Genomic DNA, 19,405 nt, shown 5'->3' with positions numbered 1-19,405 from the left:
TTAAGGGATATGGTAATAGTGGTTGAATGGTAGTGGGGGAGTCAGAATGGCGAATAGATGACCACAACATATTGTGTTAAAATCAGTGGAAAATCACAATAATATACAATATACGGGATTTATCTATATGACATAGTATCGTTTTGTTAGTATATAAAGATAAAATGGCTGAAATCGGGTGTTTTAAGTTTTGAAAACGTTGATTTGACGGGGTTTTGAGCAACCTAAAATATGGAAAAATATTGAATGGAGTTAAGGAACTGACTATCGTGGTTAGATTGAACGCTAGAAACCTTGTAGGAAAAGGGTTTGAGACGTTTTTAGTGAGGTTTATAGATTGATTGAATGATATATATGATAGGAAGAAACTCGGTTTAGGATTATTGTGGAGTGAATATCTATTCCGTATTTGGTTGGTAGATTGAATAGATATTACGAGGTGGCTATCAGAAGTGGATAAGGTTTAGTGGGTTAGTAGTTGGTTGGAAATTCTTCTAGTTAAGTACTAAGTTACTAAATGTATATGAAACATAATCTTTCGATAAAGTGAGGAAAACTAAAATGAATGATACTAAAGTTAGAAATATACCTTTCTCACCGCCTGATATTACAGATGCGGAAATTGAAGAAGTGATAAAAGCCTTAAAGTCTGGATGGATCACAACTGGACCTAGAACAAAAGAATTTGAAAAGAGGATAGCTGAATATGTCGGAACAAATAAAGCTGTTTGTTTAAATTCAGCTACTGCAGCAATGGAGTTAACTCTCCGTATATTAGGAATTGGACCAGGAGATGAAGTAATTACTTCAGCATATACCTACACAGCTTCAGCTTCTATTATTGACCATGTCGGTGCAAAAATTGTGCTAGTTGATACAGCACCTGAATCCTTTGAAATGGATTATACAAAACTTGCAGATGCGATTACAGAAAAGACTAAAGCTATAATTCCTGTAGATATTGCAGGGAAAATGTGTGACTATGATGCAATTTTTAGAGTAGTAGAAAGTAAAAAAGAGCTATTTAAAGCAAATAATGATCTTCAAAAGTTATTTAATAGAGTAATAGTAATGACTGATGCAGCCCATGCTTTTGGCGCTGAAAGAAATGGTTTGAAATGTGGGCAAGTAGCTGACTTTACTTGCTTTTCTTTTCATGCAGTTAAAAATTTGACAACTGCTGAAGGTGGGGCCGTTGTTTGGCAAAGTATTGAAGGTTTAGATGAGGAATGGCTTTATAAGCAGTACATGTTATATAGCTTACACGGGCAGTCAAAAGATGCCCTAGCGAAAACACAAAAAGGTGCATGGGAGTATGACATTGTTTATCCAGCCTATAAGTGTAATATGACCGATGTTATGGCTGGAATAGGTTTAGTTCAGTTAAGTAGATATGAAGACATGATGAATAGACGTAGAGAGATAATTGAGATGTATGATAATGCTTTTTTACCATTCGGTATTAGAACTTTGCAGCATTATAGTGAAAATTCCATTTCTTCAGGGCACCTTTATTTTGCTAGGATGCCAGGGATAGGTGAACTTAAAAGGAATGAAATAATAGTTAAGTTGGCTGAGTTGGGAGTGTCATGTAATGTTCACTATAAGCCATTACCAATGTTTACAGCTTATAAGAACTTAGGTTTTGATATTAATGATTATCCAAATGCTTTTAGCATGTATGAGAACGAAATTACACTGCCACTTAATACACTAATGAGTAACGAAGATGTGGACTACGTTATTGTCACGTTGAAAAAGGTAATCAATGAAGTTTGGAGTGGGTGTTAGAAATGTATAAGAGCTTTTTTAAAAGAATTTTAGACTTAATACTGGCATTAGTAGCTTTACCGTTTTGGTTTATTATTCTATTAATAATTGGTCCAATAATATATTTTCAAGATAAAGGATCAATTTTTTATAATGCACCACGGTTAGGTAAGGATGGAAAAGTATTTAAAATGTATAAATTTCGTTCAATGAAAATGAATGCACCTGATCTCCGAAATGAAGATGGATCAACATTTAATGCTGAAGATGATCCTAGACTTACAAGAATAGGTAAGTTTATTAGAAAGACGAGCTTAGATGAGACACCACAACTTCTAAATATTATTAAGGGTGATATGAGTATTATTGGGCCTAGGCCCGATTTACCTGAACACCATAAATTATATGAAGGTAACGAGGCTAGGAAGTTAGAGGTTAGACCTGGCGTTTCTGGTTTTAATCAAGCTTATTTCAGAAATACAGTACCTTGGAAAGAACGAATTCAAAATGATATTTATTATATTGATCATTTATCTTTTTGGCTAGATATAAAAATCTTCTTTAAGACCGCTGTTTCTGTATTAAAGAGTGAAGATGTCTTTGTTAAGGAAAGTAGTACAGAAGCTACTAAAAATAAAAAAGTTAGTATGTAGGGAAGGAGTAATTGTCATATGGATAAAAGCAGCATAGAAAGTCCAGCATCCTTCTACAATCTTGAATGGGACACAGAGTTTTTTGGTGTAACTTGTGCTAAAGCTATTCTAAAGAAACCATTAAAACAAAATGAATGGAATGATCTTAAAGAAAGATTTAAAGATTATCAGTTTGTCTCAATCGAAAACCGCAATTCTGAACCAGAAAACGCTCAATTCATTGGAAAAGATACTAGTGCCTTTTTGGCAGATGTAAATATTCAGTTTATAAAGAAGATACAAGACGTTTATGAAATTCCAAAAAATCTTGTTGTTCACCAAGCGTTAAAAAGAAATGATCAAATTATTAACATAGCAGACTTTCAGTTTTCTAAGTTTACAGAGGATAAAGAACTGGCTAAACGTGGTGGAGAAAAAGTATATCAACAATGGTTAATGAATTCTTTTGAGAAACAGGATAAGTTCTATGTCTTATCTTTCGATGAAAATGTTGAAACGAATGGGTTCTTATTACATTCTTATTCAGATAATGTTTGTGTGATAGAGCTTATTGCAGTTTCACAAAATACTACAAAAAGTGGAATCGGTACGAGTTTATTCAGAGCTGTAGAGTATGCGGCTCATAATCGTGGAGTTAACATAATAAAAGTCGGTACACAAGTTCGTAATACAGCTGCAATTAATTTTTATCATAAGGTTAATTGTAAACAGGTAGAAAGTCATCAAGTTTATCATCTGTGGAACTTGTAATTTTATTGTTGTTAACAAAATGTAAGGAGATTGATAACAATTGAAAGTATTATACATCGCCACGTCATTTCCAGAACCAGATAAGGGCGCAACTATTTACACTGATTTGGCAGAAAAACTGCATGAAACAGGCCATGAATTAACAGTGGCTGTTGCAGAACAAGCAAGGAATAAAAAAAACACGGAACTAAAAAAAGAACGCGGATTTGATGTACTACGAGTAGTAACTGGTAATTATTACGATGTTGGTTTGATAGAAAAAGGAATAACCACATTAAAGATTCCGATATTGATGAAAAAAGGGATTACAAAATATTTAGGAGATAAAGAGTTTGACTTTATACTCTTTGAAGCTCCCCCAGTGACAAATGCTGGACTTGTAGCTTGGGCTAAAAAAAAGTTTGATTGTCCAGCTTATCTTATGCTTAAGGATATATTTCCTCAAAATGCAGTAGACTTAGGAATCATGAAACAGAATGGGTTATTGTATAAGTATTTTCTTACAAAGGAAAAAAAGTTGTATCAAACTGCTGATACTATTGGTTGCATGTCTTTAGCTAATAAAAATTATCTCGTAGAACATAACCCGTGGTTAGATAATAGCAAACTAGAGATCTTTCCAAATACAAAAAAAATTACTAAGATAATTGAAACAAATGAGTATCCTATGCGTGAACGGTACAGTATACCTAAGGATGCTTGTGTTTTTCTTTTTGGTGGGAATATGGGAAGGCCGCAGTTTATTGAACTTCTATGTAAAGCAGTTAAAGAATGTAAGGATAATGATGAAATATACTTTCTCTTTGTTGGGCGAGGAACAGATAGATATAAACTTGAGAAAACCATAAGTGAGAATAAAGTTAGTAACGCAAAGTTAGTAGAAAATCTACCAAGAGATGACTATGAACAGATTACTAAAGAATGTAATGTAGGGTTAATTGTTCTAGATCCAAAATTCACAATTCCAAATTATCCCTCAAGAATACTATCATATATGGAATATGCAAAGCCTGTTCTTGCAGTTACTGATAAAGTAACCGACTTAAAAGACTTAATAACTGAAGCTCAATGTGGTGAATGGGTTTGGTCAGGAGATGCTGATGCTTTTATAGCAAAGGTTAAATCAATGGCAAACAGTAAAGATTTGATAACACAAGGACTTAACGGACGGGAATATATCGTAAATAATTTCCAGGTTAAGCATTCTGTTGAAATCTTAGAAAAACACTTCAAATAATTTGAAAGAGGTAATTCTATGTTTGAAAATAAAACTTTATTAATTACAGGCGGTACAGGTTCTTTCGGAAATGCTGTCATGAATAGATTTTTAGATACGGATATAAAAGAAATACGTATATTTTCTCGTGATGAAAAGAAACAAGATGATATGCGAAAACTTTATAAAAACCATAAACTTAAATTTTACCTAGGAGATGTAAGAGATCTTGCAAGTGTGAAAAATGCTATGCATGGAGTTGATTACGTTTTTCATGCAGCTGCTCTTAAACAAGTTCCCTCTTGTGAATTTTTCCCGTTAGAAGCTGTAAAAACAAATGTACTCGGGACGGAAAACGTTCTTACTGCTTCTATTGAAAGTGGTGTTAAGAAAGTGATTTGCTTGTCTACAGATAAAGCAGCTTACCCTATTAACGCTATGGGTATCTCAAAAGCAATGATGGAAAAAGTATTTGTAGCTAAGGCAAAGACAGTTGACCCAGAAAAAACACTTATTTGTGGGACACGCTATGGAAATGTCATGGCATCAAGAGGTTCTGTAATTCCGTTATTTATAGAACAAATTAAAAATGGCTATCCAATTACCATTACAGACCCTAATATGACTAGATTTCTAATGAGTCTTGAAGAAGCGGTTGAATTAGTAGTCTTTGCATTCCAAAATGCTCAAGCAGGAGATATTATGGTTCAAAAGTCACCAGCCTCTACTATTGGTGATCTAGCAATAGCACTTAAAGAGTTATTCAATGCAGATAATGAAATAAAGATTATTGGTACACGCCATGGAGAAAAGTTATATGAAACTCTTCTTACTAGAGAAGAACACGTAGTTGCACAGGATTTAGGCGGATTTTACCGTGTTCCTGCTGATACAAGAGATCTGAACTATGACAAGTTTTTTGTAGAAGGTGATCAGAAATTATCTACGGAAGAGGAATACAATTCTCATAATACAGATCGATTAATTATCGAACAAATTAAAGAAAAGTTATTAGAGCTTGAGTATGTTCAAAATGAGCTGAAAGGTTTGGTTTATTCATGAAGATTCTAGTTACAGGTGCAAAAGGTTTTATTGGTAAGAACCTAATAGCAGAATTAAGAAACCAAAACTACACGGACATCTTTGAATATTGCAAGGAAACAAATCATGAGCAGCTTGACCAATATTGTAGAGAAGCAGACTTTGTCTTTCACCTTGCAGGAGTTAACCGTCCAAAGGATCAATCCGAGTTCATGGATGGTAACTATGGACTTACATCAACACTATTAGAAGCGTTGAAAAAAAATCAAAATACATGTCCAGTTATGATTTCTTCATCTATCCAAGCGGTTCTAGACAATCCTTATGGTATTAGCAAAAAAGCTGGTGAAGATTTACTCTTTGAATACAGTAAAGAAACTGGAGCGAAAGTACTTGTTTATCGTTTTCCAAATGTATTCGGCAAATGGTGTAAACCAAATTATAACAGTGCAGTAGCAACGTTCTGTCATAATATTGCTCGTGAATTACCAGTTACCGTAAATGATCCTAGTGTTGTGGTGAATTTAGTTTATATAGATGGTGTAGTAGAAGAATTGATAAGAGCTTTACAAGGTAATGAAAACATGGTTGGAGATTTTTGTGAAGTACCGGTGGTTCATACTATCACACTTGGAGAAATAGTTGATTTATTAAATTCGTTCAAAAATAGCCGCGAAGAGCGCTCTATTCCAGATATGTCTAATTCGTTTACGAAGAAATTATATAGTACGTACTTGAGCTACTTACCAGAGGATAAGTTCAGTTACGACCTTAAGATGAATGTTGATCATAGAGGTTCTTTTACTGAGTTTATTAAGACTGCAGAAAGAGGACAAGTTTCTGTGAATATATCTAAACCTGGTATAACGAAAGGAAACCATTGGCACCACACAAAGAATGAAAAGTTCCTTGTTGTAAGTGGAGAAGGAGTTATTCGTTTTAGAAAGATTGGCTCAGATGAAGTCATCGAATATTTCGTCAATGGAGAAAAGTTAGAAGTAGTTGATATACCCACTGGCTATACGCATAATATTGAAAACCTAGGAGATACCGATATGGTTACAATTATGTGGGCAAATGAGTTTTTTGATCCTGAAAAGCCAGATACCTATTTCTTGGAGGTTTAAATTAATGAAGAAATTAAAAGTAATGACAGTAGTAGGTACGAGACCGGAAATTATTAGACTATCAGCTGTTATAAATAAATTAGAAGAATCTAATGCAATCGAACATACTCTTGTCCATACAGGGCAAAATTACGATTATGAATTAAACGAAGTATTTTTTAATGACTTTAATTTGAAGAAACCGAATTATTTTCTTAATGCGGCGACTGGAACAGCGGTAGAAACAATCGGTAACATTCTTGTTAAAATAGATCCTATTATGGAAGAAGTAAAACCTGATGCATTTTTAGTACTTGGAGATACCAATAGCTGCTTATGCGCGATTGCTGCTAAGAGAAGACACATTCCAATTTTTCATATGGAAGCTGGAAATAGATGCTTTGATCAAAGAGTACCTGAAGAAACGAACAGGAAAATTGTTGATCATACAGCTGACATTAATTTAACGTATAGTGATATTGCTAGGGAATACCTTCTCAGAGAAGGGTTCTCATCAGATAGAATAATTAAAACTGGAAGTCCAATGTTTGAGGTTCTCAACTCTAGAAAAGATGACATTGAAAAATCAGATGTAGTAAAGAGACTGGGACTTGAAGAAGACAAGTACTTCGTAGTTTCTGCACATCGAGAAGAAAATATTAATTCAGATATAAATTTTCAAGACCTAGTGGAGAGTTTAAATGCAATTGCAGAAAAATATAATTTACCTGTAATCGTAAGTACCCACCCAAGAACAAGAAAAATGATTGAGTCAAAAGGGATTATATTTAATCCACTTGTAAAAACAATGAAACCTCTCGGATTTAATGATTATGTGAAATTACAAATTAAATCAAAAGCAGTTCTTAGTGATAGTGGGACAATTAGCGAGGAGTCTTCTATTCTAGATTTTAGAGCGCTTAATATTAGACAAGCTCATGAAAGGCCAGAAGCTATGGAGGAAGCCTCGGTGATGATGGTAGGTTTAAAGAAAGATCGTATACTACAAGGATTAGAAATAATAGAAGTGCAAGAAAAAGGAACGTTAAGGTCTGTAGCTGATTATAGTATGCCAAATGTTTCAGAAAAAGTTTTAAGAATTATATTATCGTATACAGATTATGTTAATAGAGTAGTGTGGGGTAAGTAATGAGGGTACTACAAATCAATTCTGTATGCGGTGTTGGAAGTACTGGTCGTATAGCCACTGATATTGATAAAATCTTAAAAAATGAAGGAAATGAAAGTTATATTGCTTTCGGCAGAGGTAATGCAAAGTTCTCTGATACAACTATAAAAATAGGAAGCAAACTTGATAATTATATCCATGTTGCTCAGACAAGATTTTTTGATAAGCACGGCTTTGCTTCAAAAAAAGCAACAAAAGATTTTATCAATAAGGTAAAAGAACTAGATCCTGACGTTATACACTTACACAATATTCATGGTTATTATCTTAATATTGAAATCTTATTTGATTATCTAAAAGAAACTGAAAAACCTGTCGTTTGGACATTACATGATTGCTGGCCATTTACGGGACATTGCTCGTACTTTGATTATGTTAGTTGCGATAAATGGATAACGGAATGCCATAGTTGCCCCCAAACTAAAAGTTATCCAAGTAGTTTAATTGCTGATAATTCAAAGCAAAATTATTACAAGAAAAAAGAGCTATTTAATGGTGTTAAACACCTAACTATTGTTACACCATCAAATTGGCTTGCGGAGATTGTGAAAAAATCATTTTTAGGTAGGTATCCTGTAGAAGTTATTAATAATGGGATAGACCTGGAAGTTTTTAAACCAACCGAAAGTGATTTCAGAGGAAAGTTAAATATAAAAGATAAGTTTATTATTTTAGGTGTGGCCGGAGCATGGGAAAAACGAAAAGGTTACGAATATTTTTATGGTCTGTCGAAGGAACTAAAAGAAGATGAAGTCATTGTAATGGTTGGACTTACAGAACAACAAACTAAAGAACTACCGGACAATGTTATTGGTATAACTAAAACAGATAGTGTAAAGGAATTAGCAGAAATTTATTCTGCAGCCGATGTATTTGTAAATCCTACTCTAGAAGATAATTTTCCAACGACTAATTTGGAGGCATTAGCTTGTGGAACGCCAGTTATTACATTTAATACAGGTGGAAGTATTGAAAGTATAAATGAAAGTTGCGGTATTATTTCAGAAGAAAAGAATGTCGGTGATCTTTTTATTAATATACGAAAAGTAAAAGAGAATGGTAAGAATAAATATAGTTGCAGAAGTCATGCTAAAGAACACTTTAATAAAGAGGACAAGTTTCAGAAATACTTAGAGTTATATAAAAAAATAATTTAAAGGTAAAGTCAAAGTAAGACGATAGGCTCTAGAAATTAAAAAAATAATTAAGGAATATCAAGAGCAATTAATAATGCTTTTGTTTTAAACAAAAAGGTTAGGAGTAATATGCCATATGGTGTATCAAATAAAGTTGAAAAATCTATTTCTTGTATTAATATTTGGATTAGTATCGTTTTTGTTTTATGCAGGTATTATTCTTAACCTTAATCCTGTTCAAAATGATTTGATCCTAGTATTAATGTTTTTGTTAATTCTTACATTTTCATTAGTTATGCTGTTAGTCGAAGTTGCGAAAAAATCATATTCGATTGTAATGTTACATTGGTTTTTTTGTTTTATTTTTTATGGGGTTGCTGCATTCATCCAATATTCTAGTAACACTTTCTTATATGCATTTAACTTAGAGACAACGGATTTAATATATATTACATTTGCTGTATTCTTATGGATGTTGTTTTACTACATTGGTACAAAAATTAAATTTAGTAGAAAAATAAATAAGAGTAAGTTTTTGTCTAGCAAAGTGAATTTTAATTATGCTTTTATTGTTTTTAGTACAATTATGAGTATATTAATAACATTATATGTTATAAGTCAAACTGGTTTAAATGCTATATTTTCAAGGTCAACAGCAAGTTCGGCTTTCCAACAGGAATCCCTTGCAGAACAACAAATGCTTACTTCACTTTTAAGGAATTCTGTATTATATGGATTGGCAATTTCAATTTTATTTTATAAAAAATTTAAACAGGGTTTATTCCTAGTTATAATTCAACTTGTAGCTTGTTTAATTGTCAATACCCCTTTTGGCTTAGCTCGTTTTAATGTTGCAGTTGTTTATATAGGTCTCATTCTCTTAATGTTTAGTAGTTTTAAAAAGAATAGATTATTTATATTTGTTTTTTTTCTAGCATTTATTATTGTATTTCCTTTGATAAATGTCTTTAGACGATATTCATTGTTTGATATACCGGATGGAGTTGTTTTTCAGACTATTTCCGATATCTCAGATAATTTCCTAACTGGGCATTACGACTCGTTTACAATGATTATCTACTCGTATATTTATACCAATGAATATGGTATTTCTTTTGGGTATCAGCTTTTGGGTCCATTATTATTTTTTATACCAAGATCGATATGGCCGTCTAAGCCTATTGGAAGTGGTGCATATATACTTGAAGCTTATGGACATAGCTTCACAAATGGATCTGCTCCTTTAATTGCTGAAGGAATAATTAACTTTGGAATTTTTGGAGTTATTATTTTGGCATTGTTTTTTGGTAAAATCAGTGCATATTTAGATAAGGTATATTGGGAGAATGTTAAATTTGAACACTCTACTATATTAGCAGTATTCTACCCATTCTCGTTATCCTTATTCTTTTTTATGAATCGTGGTGATTTACAAAACACATTTGCTTTTTTTGTTAGTCACTTAAGTATTTTTTTAATAATCATCTGGATAAACAATCAATTCGCAAAGGTTTTTAAGAATAGATACTAAACAAGTTAGGCTTAAATTAATGTTGAAATGATAAATAATAGTATAGTTTTATAAAAAATTTTACAGTATCTTCTTTTGAAATCTAAATTGCTGGTAACTTATGAAGTACATTATGGATTTAGTTAAAAACCAAGTACTAATTGAATGTAATTATCAACTTAGGTTTTTTCTTAGTTTAGGGTAATTATATTTTCTTTCAGTTAATGATAGCGAAGGGAAAACCTATTTATTCATTTATTAGAACATTTAATTCACATAAGCACGTAGCTATTAGAATAATCGAGAATAAATATCATTAATGAATAAATGGAGTGAAAATTAGTTTGATAAGCTCTAGAATTACAAAAAAAAATAATCTTTCGTTAAAAAGTAATGTTATCTGGGCCTTTGTTGGGAACGTAATATACGCGATGAGCCAATGGGGAATTCTTATCACCCTTACAAAGTTTGGTACACCTGAAATGGTGGGACAGTATGCATTAGGCTTGGCTATTACCGCTCCTTTTTTTGTATTATTAAGTTTTAATTTAAGGGTGGTAATGGTAACAGATAAAACCGAACAATATAGATTTAATGATTATTTAACTTTAAGAATTCTAATGATGTTAATTTCTTTTATTTTTATAATCATAATATCCCCATTTTTAACAAATAATTTACTAACATTATTTGTAGTTTTGCAGGTTGGAATATTAAAGGTCTCTGAATTTATTAGTGACATTTTCCATGGAATTTTTCAAAAAGTAGAGAAGCTCCATTTAGTCTCAATTTCAAAAATTATTAAAGGAGTTCTATCCTTAATCATTGTTTTAGTCCTAATATACTTAACTGAAAATATATTAATAACATTAACTGGATTAATTATAAGTTGGGTACTAATATTAATTATTTATGATTACAGAATGAGTAAAAAAATTCTAGGTGAATATTTAGCTAATAGTGAGGAAGTGAAACTGAAATGGTCCTATAGTAACTTGAAAAGACTTGCTGCTATATCATTTCCATTAGGTATTGTTGCTGCTTTAGACACATTGAACGTCAATATACCGAGGTATTTTATCCAAGGTTCTGCAGGAGAAGAGATGTTAGGATATTTCGCTGCAATAACATACTTAATGGTTGTGGGGAGTACAATAATAAATGCATTGGGACAAGCTGTAACACCGAGACTTTCTTTGTATTTTAGTCAAGGGAAAATTAGTTTGTTTAGAACATTATTGAATAGATTTATTATGTTATCAATAGGTATCGGGCTATCGGGTATAATTGTTGCTACCTTTTTTGGGGAAATAACACTAACATTAATTTATAGTTTTGAGTATGCACAGTTTAATAGTTTATTTATATGGGTAATGGTTTCCGCTGCAATATGGTATATTACCACAGCCCTAGGAACTGGGTTAAATGCAACTCGAAATTTTAAGGCTCAAATCCCAATTTATATCCTTATGGTTATTTTTAGTACATTAGCATCGATATTATTAATCCCAATTTATCAAATAGATGGTGCGGCTATGGCAATATGTGTTGGAATGTTAGTTAGATTGGTTGCAAGTTACACTGTATTACAAAAGCACCTATGTAGCAGAAGTAAAAGATCTATATGATGACTTATCTATTTAATATAGGAATAAATCTGTTATTGATATCGAATTAGGCGATTTACTGAACGCTATATACTAACCACAAATCATGGGAAAGAAATAGTTAAGATACTAGCTAATGTTATAACAGCTTTTATCTTATATTTTTCTGCTAATCAGATTTTAGAGTCAAGAGCTAAAATTTTGTGTACTATAATAGAAAGGAAAATTTTAATAATGGATAAAGAATTACGAAAAGTACAACTTTGTCAACTGGATCTAGCACTAGAAGTAAAAAAAATATGTGATGAAAACGATATAAGCTATTTTTTAATTGGAGGTACGTTACTTGGAGCTATTCGTCATGCTGGCTTTATACCTTGGGATGATGATTTAGATATTGGGATGGTTAGGTCTGAATATAATCGGTTCATAGAAGTTTGTGCAAGTAAATTAGATAAAAAATATTATCTACAAACAGCTTCTACAGATGACGACTTTGGCTTTGCCTTTGCAAAAATTAGAATTAACGGTACTCAGTATGTTGAAGAAATTGCAAAGAATAATAACTCGCATAAAGGTATATTTATTGATATTTTTCCTTTTGACAATATGCCAAATGACAAAAATAAACAACAAGAACACAGAAAGAAAATTAAATTATTTAGGTTTTTACTGTTAAGCAAGTGTCGTTACACTAGTTGGGATAAAAGTAATAAATTTAAGCAATTAGCAATATCAGTAATGGGAAGTCTCACCATGCCTATTAGTAAAAACTATATATTAAAAGAAATAATTAAACTCGAGACGAAATATAACGATGGCGATGCAGAAAATGTTATTAATCTAGAGGGTTCCTATAACTATCGAGAGTATTTACCAAAAAAACTCGCTGTAAATACAGAAAATATACTATTTGAAGGGTATCAATTTTCAATTCCAGGTGAACCAGAGGTTTATCTTACAAACTTATATAATAATTTTATGGAATTACCTCCAATAGAGAAAAGGGGAAATCGTCATGGAATTATTAAAATAGACTTTGGAGATTATGAAATTAAAAATAAGAGATTAGCAGATTTTAGTGGAATTGAACATTTTGATTAAAGAAAAATCTCAATTCTTTGAATTGTAACTATAATGGGAGATTAGGAGCCTATAAGATAATTGAAATATAATCTTTATCTTTAATGCATACTATTTTCTCTTAAAAATTAATCGCTTGGGAGGTGACATAATGCAATCGTTTAACTTGCCTATGTTTCTAACGATAGAGAAAAATATTTTTGGGAAATTAATGTTAATTTTAGGCAAACAATTTATAGACATTGATAAAAAGAAGATTATGTTTTTTACATCTAAGGGTGCTGATAGTAGGTTCTCAAGAGAATTATCAGTATTACAGGAAAAATTTTGTAATATTCATACTTATTATATTACAGATAGCTCCTATGATACCGCAGTTGAAGCCGCTAAAATTATATCAATTGAAGATTATGATCTAATTATAGGTTTTGGCGGTGGGAAAGTACTTGATACAGCTAAATATGCATCATACGTTAGTAAGAAAAAATTTATTAGTATACCAACGACATTAAGTAATGATGGAATTGCATCACCTATAGCTGTATTAAAGACCATCAATGGTCGTGCTAAGAGTTTTGGATGTAAAACTCCAGATGGAATCTTAATCGATATTGATATAATAAAAAATGCTCCAGACCAATTATTAATGGCGGGAATAGGAGATACTGTTTCTAATTACACTGCACTTTACGATTGGAAACTTGAATGTGAATATAAAGAAAAATATGCAAATGATTTTGCTTATTTACTTTCAGACACTGCACTAAATATTCTTCTTTATACAAGGGAGATGGATTTTAAGAATGACAATTTTATTCGACAATTAGCACAGTCACTTGTTTTGAGTGGATTAGCAATGGATATTGCTGGTAATAGTAGGCCCTGTAGTGGTTCTGAACATTTATTTAGTCATGCGTTAGATGAATACTATAATATTGAAGCTCCGCATGGAATGAAAGTTGCACTTGGTAGTATAACCAGCTGTATCTTTCAAAATCGAAGTTATGATATTATTATAGATTTTCTTAAAAGGTATAAAGTGGATGTATCACCGCAGGCTTTAGGTATTTCAAAGGATACATTTATTGGTGCATGGATGAAAGCTCAGTCTACAAGGCCGGATAGATTTTCAATTCTTAACACATTTAATTTAACAGAGGATTATCTTGATGATATATATTATAAAATAATGGGGGTATTATAGTGAAAGCACTTATTCTTGCAGCAGGATTAGGAACTAGATTAAGACCGTTAACGGATAGCAAACCAAAATCTTTAGTAGGGGTTAATGGGACTCCTATTTTGTTTAAGCAGATAGATAACTTAGTGAAAAATGGGATTGAGGATATAACAGTAGTAGCTGGGTATAAATATCAGTTACTTCAAGATGTGTTAAAGGAATCATATCCCTTTGTTAAAGTAATAGTAAATTATGACTATGATAAAACAAATAATATGTATTCTGCTTATCTTGCGAAGGAATTCTTTCTTAATAAAAAATTTTTATTAATGAATGCAGATGTTTTTTATGATGAAGTGATTATTCAAGAATTGTTATTGGAAAAATATGAAAATGCCATTGTTGTAGAAAAAGGTCTGTATAATGATGAGAATATGAAAGTAACATGTGTCGATAACAAAATAGTTGGGATAAGTAAAATAATTGATGAACAAGATGCTTTTGGTGTATCTATTGATGTGTACAAAATCTCAGAAAAAGGATCGCAAATTTTCTTTGAAAAGGTTATAGAATATATCGAGAATAGAAAAGATCTAAACCAATGGACGGAAATAGCTCTTAATGAAGTATTTAAAGAAATTAATTTTATGCCCTGCCTTTTAAAAGGAAGATGGATTGAAATTGACAATCATGATGATTTAGGAAGAGCGGAGATTTTATTCAATGATTAATTATAATAGTATAGAGAGAAAAAAGCTTTTTTTATTAGATATGGATGGAACTATTTACTTGGATAACAAATTATTTGAATATAGTTTAGATTTTTTAAAATATATTAAAGCAAATGAAGGTAAATATGTCTTCTTAACAAATAACTCATCAAAAAGCGTCAAGGAATACCTTGAAAAACTAACAAGCTTGGGAATTCCAGTAGATGAAACTAACTTTTTAACTTCTTCACAAGCCACTTCCTTATATTTAAAAGCAAACTATAATGAAAAAAAGATTTATGTTTTAGGAACTGAGTCATTTAAAGAAGAATTAATAGAAGACAATATTATTGTAACTGATCAGTTGGAAGAAGAGATTGGTTGTTTGGTGGTCGGGTTTGACACTGAACTAACATATAAAAAGTTGGAAGATGCGTGTAAATTACTAAATAGTGGTGTAGATTTCATAGCAACAAATCCGGATTTAGTTTGCCCTACATCATTTGGTTTCATTCCGGATTGTGGTTCTATTTGTAATATGTTAATAGAAGCTACTGGCAAGACCCCATTTTATATTGGAAAGCCTAATGCAACCATGGTGGATCTAGCTATAAAGAATAGTGGATTTAAAAAAGAAGAAGCAATTATGATAGGTGATAGACTTTATACTGATATAGCTTGCGGTATAAATGCAGGTATAACAACAGCAGTTGTTCTTACTGGTGAAACCAAAAGGGACGATATTAATAATACAGAATACAAACCAAAATTTATATTTAATCATATAGGTGAAATCTATCATCAATTGTCCGAAATTAAAGTAGCTGAGAAAATTTAATTTGGTTATATTATATGTGGCCTATTGGGGGAGGGGAGAGAGAATATGTCTATTCTAATAACCGGCGGAGCAGGATATATAGGTTCTCATTCAGTAAAATATTTTTTAGATCAACATGAAGAGGTTATTGTAGTTGATAATCTGCAAAGTGGACATAGAAATTCTGTCGATGTAGAGAATTTCTACCAAATTGATCTAAGAGATAAAGAAGCTTTAGATAAAGTCTTCAAGAAGCATAATATTGAAGCAGTTATTCACTTTGCTGCCAACTCCCTAGTTGGTGAGAGTATGGACAAGCCTTATGAATATTACCATAACAACGTTTACGGTATGTTGTGTCTCTTAGATGTAATGAAAGAAAATAACGTCGATAAGATTGTGTTTTCATCGACTGCAGCTACCTATGGAGAGCCTAAAAACATTCCAATTATGGAAGAAGATGAAACCAATCCAACAAATACCTATGGTGAAACAAAACTAGTCATGGAAAAGATGATGAAGTGGTTTGAGAAAGGTTATTTAATTAATTATGTTTCTTTGAGATATTTTAATGCCGCAGGAGCTCATCAAGGCGGATATATTGGTGAAGACCATGAGCCAGAAACACATCTAATACCACTTATCCTAGATGTACCGCTTGGAAAAAGGGAAAAGATATATATTTTCGGAGATGATTATCCAACTGAAGATGGAACTTGTATAAGAGATTATATTCATGTAATGGATTTAGCCTCTGCTCATTATTTGGCATTAGAGTATTTAAGAAACGGTAATTCAAGTGACATCTTCAATCTAGGTAATGGAAATGGATATTCTGTAAAAGAAGTAATTGACGTTGCAAGAAAAGTAACCGAGCATTCAATCCCTGTTGAATTAAAAGAAAGAAGAGCGGGGGATCCGGCAGTTTTAATTGCCTCATCAGATAAAGCTCAAAAAGTATTAGGTTGGAAGCCGGAATTTAACTCATTAGAGAAAATAATTAAGGATGCTTGGAATTGGCATAGGAATAATCCTGAAGGTTATTCATCAAAATAGTCTTAGTGTTATCCTTATGCGGATACTTCTAAGCTGAAAGGGAAATAGGTTGGACTGCCCAACGTAGCAATGTGCCTTTACGAATGGCGATTTGAGAAAAATTATAAAGAATAATACTTTTATCCCGCTGGACCAAAATGTGGTCTGGCGGGGTTATTTGTGTTTGTCTTTTTCTAGAAATGCATTTCTTTATATTCAGTTCCCTGTAAAATTAAAATGCTCGTCTCAATGTCTAAATGAATGGGTTTAAATTGTATGAATTGCTCTGCTAGTTCACGTCTATCCATAACTATCGAATATTTTGTAATCGGTTTATTGTAAACAGCAAGCCTTCCAAATCTTAGTAGAAGCTGTTGTCGCCCCATTCCCATTCCAGTTGGATACTTACTTACATCTCTCGTATAAAGGAAATCAATATGCCATATTTTCTTCCCCTTAGTTGCAACAATATCTCCTACAGAGCCATGACTGTGCCGTTCTATATTATATCCCTGTGAAATTAAGTTTGGGGTTATATATCTGATTGCTCTTTCCTCGAATTCTTTAATATAATCTAGATGTTGCGATCTATCCTCTTTTTTAATCACTTTCACTTCAAAAGCAGATTCTCCAGTATAATCTTTAGTCAAATCAGTAAAATATTCTGGTCTTACCTCTAATGCTTCTGATAAGGAAAAAATCTTATCATATGGAATATTTTTAATTCCTCCCGTTTCATACCGCTGTATTGAAGATTTGCCGATGCCAGTTTTCTCGGCCAAATCTTGATATGTCATATTTAAAAAGAGACGTCTTTCCTTTAAGCGTCTTCGTAGTATTTCTTGATCGGTCTTATCCATTTCATTTCTCTTCATAAAATTGCCCTCCATATTCTTACTACAATAATATTATAAGTCGATGCAACAAGTTACGCAACTTTTTTAATAAGTTGCATATTTGGGATTGACGCAATTATTCTATCGAAGTATAATGGAAATTTTTAACAATATAACTTTTTTATTTATCTTCATTTCCCAAATATGCAACAAAATATGTGTTAATTGCAGAAAGGATGGTATGAATAATGATAATTTGGAAAGGCAAAAAATTGGTATTCCCACTATACAGAACATACGTTCTTGTGTAAAATATTAATATCGAAACATCAATAAATATTAAAAAGCTTCAACACAGTTGGGAGGAATACAAATGATAAAAGAAGCTAAGATTATGCGAGTTGAGTGTCCAGCTTGTGGTTACAGGCTGCTGGATAAAGGGAATGAAGCTGCTGGCCCCGTTCAAACGAAGTGTGCGAGATGTAAGCGGGTTTGGGAAGTTGAACTGGCAACAGGTGAATTTAAAAAAGTAAGTGGAAAACCAATAACGAGACGAAAAGGAGATAGTGATTCGCCATGAGTTGCAAATCAATTCTACCTTAAGGTCCGGGGAATCAGTGAAACTGATATACCTGGGCCTTTTTAATTTTTACATAAAGTTCATACCACGATAATACCGAGCGAGGAATCATATGCATTACCCATGCCGGATGATCTGATGTTTTGAGAAGAAATGATCATCTAGCAAGTGAATGCATATTCAATCAAAAATAATCGGTACCGAGCAATGGAGTCGTGGTGTGAACTACCTATAAGCCGGACATAGTACGCCCTGCAAATTAATGCAGTTTGGGCGTTCTGTGTCCGGCTTATTTTTTTGTCTCTTTTTCCCCTACGGCTTCCTACCGTGCCATGGGAGGAAAAGAGAATGAGCGAGTTTTTAATCAAAATCGGCAAGGATCAAGTCTGTGTTAGCGAGGCAGTTTACAAGGAGTATTACAAAATGAAAAGAAGAGAACGGTACCTCGAACAGGATATCAAAGTTGGACGGATAGCTGTTGATCCTGATGAAGAAACGGTTGAATATATCCCAAGCAAGGAAGATTCAATCAATCGTTTGATGGATCTAGGCGGTGATTTTGAAGATGACAAAATGATAGAAGATATTCTTTGTGACAAGGCAACATTGCTGATCCTTCAGGAAGCGATGGCGGAACTGAATGAAAAGGAACAAGAGCTGATTCAGGCTCTTTATTATAAAGATTTAACAGTAAGAGAAGTAGCAAAGGAAGAAAACATCTCACATGTAGCTGTGGTTAAACGGCATAAAAAGGTGTTGGAAAAGCTTAAAAATTATTTTTTGTAATTTTGGTTACCAAACCACCTTTCCCGTTGGCTAATAAGTGAAGGGCGATATCTAAAGACAAGGAGGTGACCTGTGATGACGACTGTATTTGGCAAGCAAAAAATGTTCAAAACGGCAGATAAAAATGTATCCATTCAAACCACTCGTCAACGATATTGCTAGTTTTGTAATAATGACTCCTTATAGCGATGACTGTCGCCGTTAAATACCACCAGATGAGAATGGTGGATCAGCCGGTCAATGACTGCCTCCGTCAAAATCGGATCACCAAAAACGTGGTTCCACTGACCGAACTGCAGGTTGGTTGTAATAATGATGCTTTTGGTCTCATAACACATTGAAATTACTTGAAATAATAGCTCTCCACCTTGTTTATGCAAAGGGATATAACCCAGTTCAT

The 19,405-nt window shown here is 32.5% G+C and carries 19 protein-coding genes; 17 read left to right on the top strand and 2 right to left on the bottom strand.

Features of this window, described 5'->3' with window-relative positions; all coding sequences use genetic code 11:
- The first annotated feature begins 561 nt into the window (after positions 1 to 561).
- The 15 genes from BMX30_RS17395 (at position 562) to galE (ending at position 16,824) form a co-directional block, all read left to right on the top strand.
- Positions 562 to 1,791, top strand: a complete 1,230-nt coding sequence (locus BMX30_RS17395; RefSeq protein WP_090748676.1) for a DegT/DnrJ/EryC1/StrS family aminotransferase — start codon at positions 562 to 564, stop codon at positions 1,789 to 1,791.
- Positions 1,792 to 1,793: 2 nt separating this feature from the next.
- Positions 1,794 to 2,423: a sugar transferase gene (locus tag BMX30_RS17390; RefSeq protein WP_090748674.1), complete on the top strand. Its 630-nt coding sequence runs from the start codon at positions 1,794 to 1,796 to the stop codon at positions 2,421 to 2,423.
- 18 nt (positions 2,424 to 2,441) lie between these two features.
- Entirely contained in the window at positions 2,442 to 3,173 is a 732-nt protein-coding gene (locus tag BMX30_RS17385; protein ID WP_090748672.1) for a GNAT family N-acetyltransferase, read from the top strand.
- A 40-nt stretch (positions 3,174 to 3,213) separates the two neighbouring features.
- Positions 3,214 to 4,410 carry a glycosyltransferase family 4 protein gene (locus tag BMX30_RS17380; RefSeq protein ID WP_090748671.1) on the top strand — a complete coding sequence of 399 codons (1,197 nt, stop codon included), beginning with the start codon at positions 3,214 to 3,216 and terminating at the stop codon, positions 4,408 to 4,410.
- Between the two features lie 18 nt (positions 4,411 to 4,428).
- The gene (locus tag BMX30_RS17375; protein WP_090748669.1) at positions 4,429 to 5,451 is read left to right on the top strand and encodes a polysaccharide biosynthesis protein; all 1,023 of its coding nucleotides are present in this window, start codon (positions 4,429 to 4,431) and stop codon (positions 5,449 to 5,451) included.
- Complete coding sequence (locus BMX30_RS17370) at positions 5,448 to 6,557, top strand: capsular polysaccharide biosynthesis protein CapF (protein ID WP_090748667.1); 1,110 nt, start codon at positions 5,448 to 5,450, stop codon at positions 6,555 to 6,557. Before BMX30_RS17375 ends, BMX30_RS17370 begins: the two co-directional genes overlap by 4 nt.
- A 4-nt stretch (positions 6,558 to 6,561) precedes the next feature.
- A complete protein-coding gene (gene wecB, locus BMX30_RS17365; protein WP_090748665.1) occupies positions 6,562 to 7,686 on the top strand; it encodes a non-hydrolyzing UDP-N-acetylglucosamine 2-epimerase in 1,125 nt (374 codons plus the stop codon).
- Positions 7,686 to 8,882: a glycosyltransferase gene (locus tag BMX30_RS17360; RefSeq protein WP_090748664.1), complete on the top strand. Its 1,197-nt coding sequence runs from the start codon at positions 7,686 to 7,688 to the stop codon at positions 8,880 to 8,882. Before wecB ends, BMX30_RS17360 begins: the two co-directional genes overlap by 1 nt.
- A 115-nt stretch (positions 8,883 to 8,997) precedes the next feature.
- Complete coding sequence (locus tag BMX30_RS17355) at positions 8,998 to 10,392, top strand: O-antigen polymerase (protein ID WP_090748662.1); 1,395 nt, start codon at positions 8,998 to 9,000, stop codon at positions 10,390 to 10,392.
- Positions 10,393 to 10,703: 311 nt separating this feature from the next.
- Positions 10,704 to 11,999 carry an oligosaccharide flippase family protein gene (locus tag BMX30_RS17350; protein WP_139195408.1) on the top strand — a complete coding sequence of 432 codons (1,296 nt, stop codon included), beginning with the start codon at positions 10,704 to 10,706 and terminating at the stop codon, positions 11,997 to 11,999.
- A gap of 213 nt (positions 12,000 to 12,212) precedes the next feature.
- Positions 12,213 to 13,082 (top strand): LicD family protein, encoded by an 870-nt coding sequence (locus BMX30_RS17345; protein WP_090748658.1) that lies wholly within the window; start codon positions 12,213 to 12,215, stop codon positions 13,080 to 13,082.
- A gap of 130 nt (positions 13,083 to 13,212) precedes the next feature.
- Positions 13,213 to 14,265, top strand: a complete 1,053-nt coding sequence (locus tag BMX30_RS17340; RefSeq protein WP_090748656.1) for an iron-containing alcohol dehydrogenase family protein — start codon at positions 13,213 to 13,215, stop codon at positions 14,263 to 14,265.
- Positions 14,265 to 14,972: a phosphocholine cytidylyltransferase family protein gene (locus BMX30_RS17335; protein WP_090748654.1), complete on the top strand. Its 708-nt coding sequence runs from the start codon at positions 14,265 to 14,267 to the stop codon at positions 14,970 to 14,972. Before BMX30_RS17340 ends, BMX30_RS17335 begins: the two co-directional genes overlap by 1 nt.
- Positions 14,965 to 15,789: an HAD-IIA family hydrolase gene (locus tag BMX30_RS17330; protein ID WP_090748652.1), complete on the top strand. Its 825-nt coding sequence runs from the start codon at positions 14,965 to 14,967 to the stop codon at positions 15,787 to 15,789. Before BMX30_RS17335 ends, BMX30_RS17330 begins: the two co-directional genes overlap by 8 nt.
- Positions 15,790 to 15,834: 45 nt before the next feature.
- A complete protein-coding gene (gene galE / locus BMX30_RS17325) occupies positions 15,835 to 16,824 on the top strand; it encodes a UDP-glucose 4-epimerase GalE (RefSeq protein WP_090748650.1) in 990 nt (329 codons plus the stop codon).
- A gap of 173 nt (positions 16,825 to 16,997) precedes the next feature.
- On the opposite strand, the gene BMX30_RS17320 is transcribed toward galE, so the two are convergent.
- Positions 16,998 to 17,678, bottom strand: a complete 681-nt coding sequence (locus BMX30_RS17320) for a helix-turn-helix domain-containing protein (protein ID WP_211482085.1) — start codon at positions 17,676 to 17,678, stop codon at positions 16,998 to 17,000.
- A gap of 334 nt (positions 17,679 to 18,012) precedes the next feature.
- On the opposite strand from BMX30_RS17320, the gene BMX30_RS17315 reads away from it, so the two are divergent.
- Complete coding sequence (locus tag BMX30_RS17315; RefSeq protein ID WP_090748648.1) at positions 18,013 to 18,219, top strand: hypothetical protein; 207 nt, start codon at positions 18,013 to 18,015, stop codon at positions 18,217 to 18,219.
- A gap of 348 nt (positions 18,220 to 18,567) precedes the next feature.
- On the top strand, positions 18,568 to 19,005 hold the full coding sequence (locus BMX30_RS17310) for a sigma-70 family RNA polymerase sigma factor (protein ID WP_090748646.1): 438 nt from the start codon (positions 18,568 to 18,570) through the stop codon (positions 19,003 to 19,005).
- 158 nt (positions 19,006 to 19,163) lie between these two features.
- On the opposite strand, the gene BMX30_RS17305 is transcribed toward BMX30_RS17310, so the two are convergent.
- Positions 19,164 to 19,405, bottom strand: a 242-nt coding sequence (locus tag BMX30_RS17305; RefSeq protein ID WP_139195407.1) for an ATP-binding protein, incomplete at its 5' end; no start/stop codon positions are given.

The organism is Mesobacillus persicus, from assembly GCF_900109925.1.
Classification (GTDB): domain Bacteria; phylum Bacillota; class Bacilli; order Bacillales; family Cytobacillaceae; genus Mesobacillus_B; species Mesobacillus_B persicus.
This window is presented reverse-complemented; position numbering and strand designations above follow the sequence as displayed.